Here is an 11,706-nt window from a genome sequence, read left to right on the forward strand (position 1 = left end):
GTGAGAGTAGGTCATCGTCAAGATTAAATTCCGAAACCCCAATTGCGAAAGCAGTTGGGGTTTTGTTTTGTCCGCAGGAAAAGTTTGCTCGGCATAAAAGTTTGGGAAGATTATCTAGTTAAAAATTAAGGCCCCGTCGCAGTGGAGTTTGCGACGGGGCTTTTTGCATTAGCTTCGGCCGACGAATTGCTACGACGAGCCGTGACTGCATCATTGATCTTCAGCATCAGACTGGAGGCGCGCTTAACCTTCGTTCAGCTCAATTTTACCCATTGAGGTACTGACTTCGGTTATGTGTCGGCGACCGTAGACTTCGTAAGTGCGGCTGCCGTCATCGCTGTCCGGTTTTCGCAATGCCAGTTGCGCGAACAAACCATTCTTTTCGCTGTAACTGCCGAACCAGTCGATCAAGGCGCCGATGTAACAATCCATGCCAATGAAGACCGGCAGGTCGGCTACTTTTTCAATGCTGTAATGCGCCGGGCCAAAGCTGTAGTAATCGTTTTCACCGGCGCCGGTAGCCGGAATAGGGCAGAGCGGTTCTTTTGAAGGGATAGCAGCGGTTTCATTTACTTTCGCCACTGCCAGATTGAGCGCTCGGTGCAGATCGGGTTCGAGTTGAAACGTGCTGTTGCCGTCATCTTTGTGTTGAAGAACGGGCACGTCGAGGTCGTAGTGATAACGGATTGTCACCGTAGGCACCTGGACGTTGATTTGCAGCGGGTTGAGCAAGTAGATCCGATCAACGCCGTACTCGCTGTTTCGATAAGCCGCGTAAGTTTTGCCACGCAGGCTTATCCAGTCCACTGACTGATTGGCGCCGCGATCATTGGTATAGAACAGCGAACTTTCGGGCTCAACAGAGCGTTTGACGAACCGTTCTCCGTCCCGACGCCAAGTTTCCACATAGGTGAACAGACCTGTGCCCCCGGCGTAGGTATTCACAATCAGATCGCGCTGCCCGTCGCCATTCAGATCCTGCAAAGTGTAAGAGGTCAGGCCGGTTTCGGCAGCGTCAGTGATCCGCGAAGCGGTCAACGCTCGCCATTCATTGGCAGTAACGCCTTTGGGTTGCGCAGTCGGAAAGTGCGTTATCGACGAATCCTCTTCACTGGCATCGCCTTGAAAACCGCCGGCAGTTGTTTTGACGGCGAGCGCGGCGAGTGCTCGGTCCAGAGCAAATTCGGGATCATCTTTACTGGCGGCTTGAATGCTCTTTTGCAGGTCGTCCAGCGCCTGTTCATCGAGGTCATCCGGTTGATAGGCAACGGCTGCCTGCCATTGTGCCAGCAGCACTTTCAGGCGCTCGCGATAGTGCTGATCCAGGCACGAAATGTCTTCGGCGCATTCGTTGCGCGCTTTCAGCCACAGTCGTTGAGTGCGCCTGAACTCAGGTTGTGCGGGAGCAGATACCTTGAATAAATCCCGATAAACCACACCCATCTGCGCATCCAGTTCACGCAACGATTTATTCGCGCAAACAGTGTTTTCGACGGCATTCGCCGCTTTAGTGCAATCCATTCCAGCCGCCATTGCCTGCTGAACAAACAGCAACGCGCAGGCGGACACGATGCAGCGTCCTTTGATGTACACGATGTGAGCCTTGTAGTGGGAGATTGTCCTGGCGCGCAGAGTAAATGCTCGCAGAGGAATCTTGAAGCGCTGGCTTCAGGGAACCGCACTTCTGGCCGATAACCCATTCGGTGACTTCAAAGTCGTGCGAATTCGCTTGATAGCATTTGGCCGCCAGCTATCATCTGCGCGCCTGAAATTGCCCTCACTTCAATTGCCTGGAAATCTTCGATGCTGTCGTATCACCAAAAAAGTTTTCTGATCGTCGATGATTTCTCGGATTTCCGCAGTTCTGTGCGTTCAATGCTGCGTGAGCTTGGGGTCAAGGACGTCGACACTGCCGACACCGGTGAGCAGGCGCTGAAGATGTGCGCGCAGAAGTCCTACGATTTCATCCTGCAGGATTTCCATCTCGGCGATGGCAAGAAAAACGGCCAGCAGGTGCTCGAAGACCTGATGTCGGAAAAGCTCATCAGCCATGAAGCGGTGTTTGTCATGGTGACGGCCGAGACCAGCCAGGCCATGGTGCTCAGTGCCCTCGAGCACGAGCCGGATGCGTACCTGACCAAACCGTTCAACCGCTCCGGCCTGGCCCAGCGCCTGGAGCGTCTGGAGCAGCGCAAGACGTTGCTCAAACCGATTCTGCAAGCCCTCGACCGTGGCAAACCGGTCGAGGTGCTCAACGCTTGCATTGCCTTGTGCAAACAGGACATTCGTTATTCGCCGTTGTGCCTGCGTTATCGCGCCGATGCGCTGCGCGACATGAACCAGAACGAAGCACTCGAACGCCTGTACGACAGCATCATCGCTGACCGCCCGTTGCCGTGGGCGTTTGCCGGGTTGGGCAAGTTGCTGTTCAAGCGCGGTCAGGTGGCGCAAGCCAAAGGCGTGTACGAAAAAGCTCTGAAGGTGTTTCCGATGATGCCGGCGCTGTATGACGGCATGGCCGACGTGCTGGTTTCCGAGGGGGACACCAAGGGTGCGCAGCGGGTGCTGGAAGAGGCAATTCGCCTGTCACCGTTGGCGGTGCGCCGGCAAGCTTTGCTGGGCAAACTGGCGATGGCCAATGAAGATTTCGACACGGCTTCGCGCGCTTATCGCCAAGCGGTGGCGCAAGGCGCACAGTCGCGCTTCAAGGATCCGGAAAGCAACCTGGGCCTTGCCCATGCGCTGATCAGCAAAGGCAGTGAGCGCGGTCTCGACACGCGCACGCGGCTGGAGATCAACACCACGCTCAGTGCGGTGGCCAAAGAGAACCCGACCGACCCCGGCCTGCAGATTCGTGCGCGCCTGATGAAAGCCACGAGCCTGCTGCTCAACGATGCCGAGACGGCGGACAAGCTCACCGAGCAAGCCTTGATGCGCCTCGACGGCATGGAGCAGTTCATGAGCCCTGAGGCAGCGCTGCTGGTCGCCAAGCAATTGCAGATGCTCGGGCAGGCCGAGGCGGGCACCTCGATGCTCAAGAGCTGTGCGGAGATCTACGGTGACGATCCGGCAGTGATGAAAGACATCGCCAAGCTCACCGATGACCCGACCATTCTCAGTTCCAGTAACGCCGCCGCCGACCTCAATCGTCAGGGCGTGCGCGTGTACAAGACCGGCAACCTGGTGGAGGCCCGCGAGGTCTTCCGCAAGGCACTGAAGATGCAACCGAAGAACATCAGTATCGCGCTGAACATGGCCCAGTCGCTGCTCCACGGCACCGACACCAGTGTGCCGTCGGCGGAGCTGGAAGAATGTCGGGCCTGCCTGAAAATGGTCGGCCTGATGCCCGACACCGACGCGCGTTTTGCGCGTTATCAGAAGCTGAAAAGCAAGGCGTTTGGCGAATGAATCACGACGAACAAGCTCTGGATTTTTCCACGGTGATCGCCTCCACCGTCCATGACATGAAGAACTCGCTGGCCATGCTCATGCAGGCCCACAGCCAATGGTTGGCGCGCTTGCCCGAGGCCCAGCGCCAAGGCGCGGAGCAGGGCGTGATCGACTTCGAGTTCGCTCACCTCAACGGCATGCTCGTGCAGTTGCTCGGGCTGTATAAGCTCGGCGTCAACCAGCTGCCGCTGCAACCGGCGTACCACGAACTCGATGACTTTATCGAGGCGCAACTGGCGGCGCATCAAGAGGTGTTCGCCAGTCGCGGCATCATCGCTACCTATGAAGTCGATCCGCTGAGCCCGCTGGGTTTCTTCGACCGAGAGTTGATTGCATCGGTGCTCGGCAACTGCATCAACAACGCCATTCGTTATGCTCGAGAATCACTGCTGATCACCGTCAGTGACGAAGCCGGGCAACTGGTGCTGAGCATCAATGATGATGGCGACGGTTACCCGGCCGAGATGCTCGAGCGCCAGGCCGATTATGTGCAGGGCATCAATCACAGCACTGGCAGCACCGGACTCGGTTTGTATTTCGCCAATCGCATCGCGGCGCTGCATCAGCGCAATGGTGTCGAAGGACGCACCGAAATCCGCAATGGCGGAGCGCTTGGCGGCGGGGTGTTCAGCCTTTATTTGCCGTGAAAAAGTTTTTGTTTGACGCTGCTTGATATTCCGAACAGCCGGAGCCTATTTTGTACGGGTCGCCGTTCGCGGCTCGCACAATAACAAGGATTGCGTCATGACAACCGATGGCCAGCGTTCACTCGCGCAGCGATTGACCGGCATTGATGAGATTGAATGTGTTACGCCGGATCTGAATGGCGTGCCACGCGGGAAAGTAATGACCGCCGAGGGTTTCCTCGAAGGGCGGCGTTTGCAACTGGCGCGTGGCGTGCTTTTGCAATGCATCATGGGCGGTTACCCGGCAGCACGGTTCTACGGCAGCGACGACGGCGATCTCGCTCTGATTGCCGAACCGACCCAGATCCATCGTTTGCCATGGAGTGACGAGCCGCGTGCCCTCGCCATTTGCGACGCGGATGAACTGACCGGCGAAAGCTCCAACCTGTCGACTCGTGGTCAGCTCAAGAAAGTCATTGCCCGTTATGCCGCGCGTGGCCTGGCGCCGGTGGTGGCGACCGAGCTGGAATTCTTTGTCTTCGCGCCGAATACCGATCCGACCCAGCCGTTCCGTCCGCCAGTAGGCCTGGATGGGCGTCGCGAGGATGGCCAATCAGCGTTCAGCGTCAGTTCCAATAACGGTCTGCGGCCGTTCTTCAACGAAGTCTATAGATGCATGGCGGCACTCGGTCTGCCGCGCGATACCTTCATGCACGAGATGGGCGTCAGCCAGTTCGAGATCAATCTGCTGCACGGTGATCCACTGTTGCTGGCCGATCAGACGTTCCTGTTCAAGCACCTGCTCAAAGAGGTTGCGCTCAAGCATGGTTTGACCGTGGTGTGCATGGCCAAGCCGCTGGCACACACGCCGGGCAGTTCGATGCACATTCATCAGAGCATCGTCGAGATCGGCAGCGGCAAGAATGTCTTCAGTGACGAGCACGGTGAACCGACTGCGCTGTTCCGCCACTTCATCGCTGGCCAGCAGGCGGGCATGGCCGACTTCACCGCACTGTTTGCACCCAATGTGAATTCCTATCAGCGCCTGTGCCATCCGTACGCATCGCCGAACAACGCGTGCTGGTCGCACGACAATCGGGCGGCCGGGCTGCGAATTCCGGCCAGCTCGCCGGTTGCCCGTCGGGTGGAAAACCGTTTGCCGGGCGCCGATGCGAATCCGTATCTGGCGATCGCCGCCAGTCTGGCTGCCGGTTTGCATGGCATCGAGCATGAACTGGAACCGAGCGAGGCGATTCAGGGCGAGTTCGCGGTGCCGGACAATCTTGCACTGCCGTGTACCTTGCATGCCGCACTCGAACGTCTGAAACGTAGCCAATTGGCGAGGGAACTGTTCGGACAGGAGTTCATCGAAGGCTACATCGCTTCGAAGACCATGGAGTTGACCAGCTTCTTTGATGAAATCACTCCCTGGGAACGGCGTGTTCTCGCAGCCCAGGCCTGACGTACCGCCGCCATCGGGCTATCGTTCTGGTAGCCCGATATTTACTGCAAGGAGCCGCTCGGAACGCCGATGCGCCAAATCTGGAAATCCTTTCGAGCACTGTATTTCGCCTCGCTGATGATGTTGATCGGCTCGGGCCTTCTATCCACTTATCTGGCATTGCGTCTGGCCGCTGACAATGTCGACGGCCTCTGGGTCGGTGCGCTGATGGCGGCCAACTATTTCGGCCTGGTGCTGGGCGGCAAGATCGGTCACCGATTGATCGCCCGGGTCGGGCACATCCGTGCTTATTCGGCCTGTGCCGGGATCGTCGGGGCGGCGGTGCTTGGCCATGGTCTGGTCGATTGGCTGCCGGCGTGGCTGGTGCTGCGGACCATCGTCGGTCTGGGCATGATGTGCCAGTACATGGTGATCGAGAGCTGGCTCAACGAGCAGGCGGACGCCAATCAGCGTGGCCTGGTGTTCAGCGGATACATGATCGCTTCGTACCTGGGCCTGGTGCTCGGCCAACTGATTCTGGTCATGCATCCGGGCCTGGGGCTGGAACTGCTGATGCTGGTCGCGCTGTGCTTTGCGCTGTGTCTGGTGCCGGTGGCGTTGACTCGACGGATTCACCCGGCGCCCCTGCATCCGGCGCCCATGGAGCCACGCTTCTTTATCAAGCGCGTGCCGCAGTCGTTGAGTACGGTGCTGGGGGCCGGTTTGATCATCGGTTCGTTCTATGGTCTGGCGCCGCTGTATGCCTCGCAGCAGGGGTTGTCGACCGAGCAGGTCGGTTTGTTCATGGGTAGCTGCATCTTCGCCGGGTTGCTGGTGCAGTGGCCGTTGGGCTGGTTGTCCGATCGTTACGACCGGGCGCTGCTGATTCGCTGTTTTGCCGGGTTCCTGGCGGTGGCGGCGTTGCCGTTGGCGATTCTGCCGCAGGTGCCGCTGGAGGTTTTGTTTGTTGTCGGGTTCATGTGCTCACTGGTGCAGTTCTGTCTGTATCCGCTGGCGGTAGCGTTTTCCAACGACCACGTCGAAGGCGATCGTCGCGTTTCGCTGACGGCGATGCTGCTGGTGACCTACGGGGTTGGCGCGAGCATCGGGCCGTTGTTGGCAGGTGTGCTGATGAAGTTGTTTGGCAGCCAGAGCCTGTATGCGTTCTTCAGCTTCTTCGCGCTGGTGCTGGTGTGGCGGATCCGGCCGAAAGCGGTGACCAATCTGCATCAGGTCGACGATGCGCCGCTGCATCACGTGGCCATGCCCGACAGCATGTCCAGCTCACCGCTGGTGGCGGCCCTCGATCCTCGGGTAGACGAGCAGGTGGTGCAGGAGCAGATGGTGCAGGACCCTGTGCAAACGCCGGCGACTCCCGAGCCTGAACCCGAGCCTCAGCCAGAGCCTGCGGCAGAAGTCGAGCCGGATAGCGGCGATGACAAACCTGCGCCCGATCTCAGCGGCGGCAGACCCTGAACTGAACAAAAACCACGCGCATAAAAAAGGGCAGTCCCCTCAAGGACTGCCCTTTTTATTGGCCGCAACGAATCAGAGATCGTCTTTGTCGAAACGGCGTGCCTCACGTTGCAGCTGATACACGAAACGCTCGACGTTGCGCGCAGCCTGACCACTGATGTTGTGGAAGCGCAGGCCGGCAAAAGTGATGTTGAGTTTTTCTTCGAAGTGCAGGTAGCGCAGTTCGACGGAGGTCGGCTGATTGCCGAACAGCGGCGGGGCGATCAGGCGGTCATAGACCTGGCCCAGTTGCAGGCGGTCAGTGATATCGCCTTCGAAGCGCAGCTTGCAACCGGTCGCGGAGATATCCAGCAGTTTGCCGTTGATTGGCGCCTTGAGCTTTTCGCCGCCCAGTTCAACACTGACCAGATCGGTCAGTTTCAGCGCGGCGCGGAAGGCATTGCGGCGCTGGTGGTAAACCACTTCGGTCGGCAGAGCGCCGGTGTAGAAACGATCGCCCTCGGATTCTTCGATATTCAGCGTGCCGGTGCATTCCCAGGCAATCCGCACGCCGTCATGAAAACCTTCAACCTTGAACGGCTCCCCGGCCTGCAGAAAGCGTTCGCCATCACGCGGGATCATCTCGTCCAGTGCGATCGAAGCGCTGTCGCGGTCGACTTTGATCAGGTAGCTCTGGAAGCGCTGGCTGCGCTCATGGAAGGTGATGATCAGCGGATCGTGGCTTTCTTGCAGCTGGCGCAGGTTGCTGGAGATTTCCAGTGGCGTGGTGAGCACCTTAGGGGGCTGCGGAGCATCATCCGCGCTGAGGGCGTTGGACACGGTTTATCAATCTCCAGACAAAATATGACTACTAGCCAGCATTTTGCCAGCATGTTTCGCGGGTAGATAGTGCTGGCGCATCAACGGCTCATGCCTGGCTGAGCGGACGCGGTGTGGCGGGTTTGGCAAATGTACCGCTGGCGTTATAAAGCGCTGGCGCTTCACCACCGGTGAGGATCTTCAGCTGATTGGCCGTGGCGATCTGCTGGATCTGGATCGACTGGCCATTCTTGAGGTTGGCGGCCTGGCATTGAGCGATCAGATCGGTCAATGCGTCGCCTTGCGTCAACAACTGTTCGCCAATGCTCGACTGGCTTGCCAGTTGCTCAAGACCTGAACGATCAGTCGGCAGGTTGAGGCTGGCGAGGATTTCACTGCGCTTGCGGCCATGCTGTTCAAGCAGAATGATCAATGCCTGTTTGTGCGCCAGAATTTCTTCCAGCAACGGCATGTCGCGACCGTGCAACGCGAGGGATTCGGTTTGCAACAACTCCAGCAATTGTTGAGCTGGAGCAAAGTCGTCGTTGATCAATTGCAATAAATTAGTGTCGTGCATGGCTGGCCTTGGGTTTTAAGCGTCCAAAAGCCTGGCGCCGGCAAAAGCCTAGCGCTGGGCTTCGAAGTTGAGCAGTTTGCTGGCTACACGGTTGCTGTCGACTTTATAGCTGCCATCGGCAATCGCGGCTTTCAACTCGGCCACACGGGCTTTGTCGACAGCAGGTTGATCGCGCAGCTTGTCAGTGACCTTCTGCAACTGTTGAGCCTCATTGCTGAGGTGTACCGATTCCCCGCTTTTTGCGGTACTGGCCGTTTCGGCCTGGGTATTCAGCGGCGCGGAGGTGCCGGTTTCGGCGGTTTCCTTGGCGTTGCTGGTACGTGTACTGCCCGTAAGTGACGAGGAGCTGTTCAAACGGCTGAAATCGATGACCATGATAAAAACCTCTGGGAATTTGGACGCTTGCCATGTTTTCGGCCATCCCCTGGAAAACTTTAGGCACATTTACAATGAGCCTTGCATGCGCCGGCGCGTGTCCTGCTGCGGCACAGTTTAGGGAACAGCCGGGGTCAGCGCCAGTTTTCTACATCGCCACTTCCACTTGGCCCGGCGCGGTGACTTGCGCCTTGATGACCCGTTGCGAGTTGAGGTTTTTCACCCGGATCTGCTCTTTCAGACCGCCATTGGCCAGCGCTTCCCCGGGCATGCGCACAGCGAGTGTGCCGCTTCGGGCAGTAATGACCACTTGATCGCCCTTGCGAATGACTTCTGCTTGTTCCAGATGAACCAGGGTAATGACCTGATCGGCTACCGTTGGTCGGGTTAATTTCTGCCCGATCGCTTCGTCAACGGAGGTCAGGAAACCCTGATTGATCTGACTGATGTCGCGTTCACGCAAGGTCACATCCTGCGGCTCGATAATCCCGGCCCGTTTGAGCGGGCGCGTGGTGGTCACAATCTCGCGAAACAGGCGGACTTGAGCGGGCACGAACACGGTCCAGGGCGAGGCCCCCTCGCAGCGGACCTTGACGGTAACCCGGCCCAGCGGACGTGCCGGACTCTCCAAAGTCGCTGTCAATTCCTTGTCGCACATAGGCATGCGCATACGTGGATCAAGCTGGTTTACTTCGATTTCGTAGCGGCCTTCCGTTTGACTGCTAGCCAGATAGTCTTCTACGGTGAACTCAAGAAAGCCCTGAGTGACGCCGATAAGCATGTCAGGCAAGGTAACCGCATCAGCAATGGCAGGGCTGCCAGCGAAAAAGCAGCAAATGGCGGACATCGCGCAAAGCCCTCTGCGGAGGGGCGATGTCAGGCGTCGAAAAAATGTCGTTTGAGCGTTCATACGAGTTAAAAAGCAAGCGCCGTGCCGTTTAGCAATGAATGTGCGTCGCAACAACACTTGGCGTTGGTGTAGGAGTCTGGGCATGGCTGGTGTAATGGATTCGGTGAACCAGCGCACGCAACTGGTGGGGCAGAATCGCCTGGAGCTGTTGTTGTTCCGTCTTGACGGTCAGCAGCTCTACGGAATCAACGTGTTCAAGGTGCGGGAAGTGTTGCAGTGCCCGTCACTGACGTTGATGCCCAAGTCCAGTCCTGTCGTGTGCGGGGTGGCAAATATCCGGGGGGCGACCATTCCGATCCTTGATCTGGCAATGGCCACCGGTTCCGGAGCGTTGAAGGACAAGAACAACCCGTTCGTGATCATCACGGAGTACAACACCAAGACCCAGGGTTTCCTGGTTCGCTCGGTGGAGCGCATCGTCAACATGAACTGGGAAGAGATTCATCCACCACCCAAGGGCACGGGTCGCGATCATTACCTGACCGCTGTGACTCGGGTGGACAATCAGTTAGTCGAAATCATCGACGTCGAGAAAGTGCTGGCCGAAGTTGCGCCGACACCGGAAGCGATTTCGGTGGGCGTGGTCGATGTCGAGACCCAGACCAAGGCACTCTCGTTGCGTGTCTTGACGGTCGATGACTCGTCCGTGGCGCGCAAGCAGGTCACGCGCTGCCTGCAGACGGTCGGCGTTGAAGTAGTAGCGCTGAACGACGGCAAGCAGGCGCTGGATTACCTGCGCAAGCTGGTCGATGAGGGCAAGAAGCCGGAAGAAGAGTTCCTGATGATGATTTCCGACATCGAGATGCCGGAGATGGACGGGTACACACTGACGGCCGAGATCCGCGCTGACCCGCGCATGCAAAAGCTTCACATCATCCTGCATACTTCGTTGTCCGGGGTATTCAATCAGGCGATGGTCAAGAAAGTCGGTGCCGATGACTTCCTGGCCAAGTTCCGTCCTGATGACCTGGCATCCCGGGTAGTCGACCGGATCAAAGCAGCAGATATCAGCTAGGGGCGTTTTGCTCCTGGCGGTCAACACGATTTAAGAGGCGGCATCATTGTCTACGGGTAATTTGGATTTCGAACAGTTCCGGGTCTTCCTGGAAAAAGCCTGTGGCATTTTGCTCGGTGAAAACAAGCAGTACCTGGTCTCGAGCCGTCTCAACAAACTGATGGAGCAGCAAGGCATCAAGTCTCTGGGTGAGCTGGTTCAGCGCATCCAGACCCAGCCGCGCAGCGGTTTGCGCGAACAGGTGGTCGATGCCATGACGACCAACGAAACCCTCTGGTTTCGGGATACCTATCCGTTTGAAGTCTTGAAGAACAAGGTGCTGCCTGAAGCGATCAAGGCCAGCCCCAACCAGCGCCTGCGGATCTGGTCGGCAGCCTGCTCGTCGGGTCAGGAGCCTTACTCGCTGTCGATGTCGATCGACGAATTCGAGCGCAGCAACCTCGGCCAGTTGAAGATGGGCGTGCAGATCGTTGCCACGGACCTGTCCGGCAGCATGCTGACCAACTGCAAGACCGGTGAGTACGACAGCCTGGCCATTGGTCGCGGTTTGTCCGCCGATCGTTTGCAGCGGTACTTTGATCCGAAAGGGCCGGGCCGCTGGGTGATCAAGGCGCCGATCAAGAACCGGGTGGAGTTCCGTTCGTTCAACCTGCTCGACAGCTATGCCGCGCTGGGCAAGTTCGACATCGTGTTCTGCCGCAACGTGTTGATCTACTTCTCTGCCGAAGTGAAGAAAGACATCCTGTTGCGCATTCACAGCACGTTGAAGCCGGGCGGGTATCTGTTCCTTGGCGCTTCTGAAGCGCTGAACGGTTTGCCGGATCATTACCAAATGGTTCAGTGCAGCCCGGGGATCATTTACCAGGCGAAATGATTGCAGCGGCAATACAAAAAACGGGAAGCCTTAAGGCCTTCCGTTTTTTTATGCCCCAATTATTTTATTTCCCACGAACACCACACCCCCCCCTGTGGGAGCGAGCCTGCTCGCGAAAGCGGTCTGTCAGTAAAACAGTTGGCGACTGACAAGCCGCCTTCGCG

At 57.9% G+C, this 11,706-nt stretch carries 11 protein-coding genes; 6 read left to right on the plus strand and 5 right to left on the minus strand.

Annotation, left to right across the window (positions count from 1 at the left end):
* Positions 1-243 precede the first annotated feature (243 nt).
* Positions 244-1,593: a lysozyme inhibitor LprI family protein gene (locus M9827_RS14260; protein ID WP_250605909.1), complete on the minus strand. Its 1,350-nt coding sequence runs from the start codon at positions 1,591-1,593 to the stop codon at positions 244-246.
* A 210-nt stretch (positions 1,594-1,803) separates the two neighbouring features.
* Here M9827_RS14260 and M9827_RS14265 point away from each other — a divergent pair, with 210 nt between their 5' ends.
* The 4 genes from M9827_RS14265 to M9827_RS14280 all read left to right on the plus strand — a co-directional run bounded on the left by M9827_RS14265 (position 1,804) and on the right by M9827_RS14280 (position 6,993).
* Entirely contained in the window at positions 1,804-3,408 is a 1,605-nt protein-coding gene (locus M9827_RS14265; protein WP_250605910.1) for a tetratricopeptide repeat-containing response regulator, read from the plus strand.
* Positions 3,405-4,097 (plus strand): sensor histidine kinase, encoded by a 693-nt coding sequence (locus M9827_RS14270; RefSeq protein ID WP_250605911.1) that lies wholly within the window; start codon positions 3,405-3,407, stop codon positions 4,095-4,097. Before M9827_RS14265 ends, M9827_RS14270 begins: the two co-directional genes overlap by 4 nt.
* A gap of 199 nt (positions 4,098-4,296) precedes the next feature.
* The gene (locus tag M9827_RS14275; RefSeq protein ID WP_250606150.1) at positions 4,297-5,538 is read left to right on the plus strand and encodes a glutamine synthetase family protein; all 1,242 of its coding nucleotides are present in this window, start codon (positions 4,297-4,299) and stop codon (positions 5,536-5,538) included.
* A 69-nt stretch (positions 5,539-5,607) separates the two neighbouring features.
* Entirely contained in the window at positions 5,608-6,993 is a 1,386-nt protein-coding gene (locus M9827_RS14280; RefSeq protein WP_250605912.1) for an MFS transporter, read from the plus strand.
* Positions 6,994-7,065: 72 nt separating this feature from the next.
* Here the strand turns inward: M9827_RS14280 and M9827_RS14285 are convergent, their stop codons facing one another.
* The 4 genes from M9827_RS14285 to flgA form a co-directional block, all read right to left on the minus strand.
* Complete coding sequence (locus tag M9827_RS14285; protein ID WP_250605913.1) at positions 7,066-7,812, minus strand: flagellar brake protein; 747 nt, start codon at positions 7,810-7,812, stop codon at positions 7,066-7,068.
* Positions 7,813-7,900: 88 nt separating this feature from the next.
* Positions 7,901-8,368, minus strand: a complete 468-nt coding sequence (locus tag M9827_RS14290; protein WP_250605914.1) for a flagella synthesis protein FlgN — start codon at positions 8,366-8,368, stop codon at positions 7,901-7,903.
* Between the two features lie 48 nt (positions 8,369-8,416).
* Positions 8,417-8,743, minus strand: coding sequence for a flagellar biosynthesis anti-sigma factor FlgM (gene flgM, locus M9827_RS14295; protein WP_123376398.1), 327 nt, complete (start codon positions 8,741-8,743; stop codon positions 8,417-8,419).
* 148 nt (positions 8,744-8,891) lie between these two features.
* On the minus strand, positions 8,892-9,653 hold the full coding sequence (gene flgA, locus M9827_RS14300) for a flagellar basal body P-ring formation chaperone FlgA (RefSeq protein ID WP_250605915.1): 762 nt from the start codon (positions 9,651-9,653) through the stop codon (positions 8,892-8,894).
* A gap of 82 nt (positions 9,654-9,735) precedes the next feature.
* On the opposite strand from flgA, the gene M9827_RS14305 reads away from it, so the two are divergent.
* Positions 9,736-10,668 carry a chemotaxis protein CheV gene (locus M9827_RS14305; protein ID WP_008083695.1) on the plus strand — a complete coding sequence of 311 codons (933 nt, stop codon included), beginning with the start codon at positions 9,736-9,738 and terminating at the stop codon, positions 10,666-10,668.
* Between the two features lie 46 nt (positions 10,669-10,714).
* A complete protein-coding gene (gene cheR, locus M9827_RS14310) occupies positions 10,715-11,542 on the plus strand; it encodes a protein-glutamate O-methyltransferase CheR (RefSeq protein ID WP_123453389.1) in 828 nt (275 codons plus the stop codon).
* Positions 11,543-11,706 lie beyond the last annotated feature (164 nt).

This window comes from Pseudomonas sp. AKS31 (genome assembly GCF_023634765.1).
In the GTDB taxonomy this organism is placed as follows: Bacteria; Pseudomonadota; Gammaproteobacteria; order Pseudomonadales; family Pseudomonadaceae; genus Aquipseudomonas.

Bases quoted from the DNA above. Each gene is read 5' to 3' on its own strand.
- M9827_RS14265 (WP_250605910.1), top strand. From the start codon at position 1,804: ATGCTGTCGTATCACCAAAAAAGTTTTCTGATCGTCGATGATTTCTCG.
- M9827_RS14270 (WP_250605911.1), top strand. From the start codon at position 3,405: ATGAATCACGACGAACAAGCTCTGGATTTTTCCACGGTGATCGCCTCC.
- M9827_RS14290 (WP_250605914.1), bottom strand. From the start codon at position 8,368: ATGCACGACACTAATTTATTGCAATTGATCAACGACGACTTTGCTCCA.
- M9827_RS14280 (WP_250605912.1), top strand. From the start codon at position 5,608: ATGCGCCAAATCTGGAAATCCTTTCGAGCACTGTATTTCGCCTCGCTG.
- M9827_RS14275 (WP_250606150.1), top strand. From the start codon at position 4,297: ATGACCGCCGAGGGTTTCCTCGAAGGGCGGCGTTTGCAACTGGCGCGT.
- flgA (WP_250605915.1), bottom strand. From the start codon at position 9,653: ATGAACGCTCAAACGACATTTTTTCGACGCCTGACATCGCCCCTCCGC.
- M9827_RS14305 (WP_008083695.1), top strand. From the start codon at position 9,736: ATGGCTGGTGTAATGGATTCGGTGAACCAGCGCACGCAACTGGTGGGG.
- flgM (WP_123376398.1), bottom strand. From the start codon at position 8,743: ATGGTCATCGATTTCAGCCGTTTGAACAGCTCCTCGTCACTTACGGGC.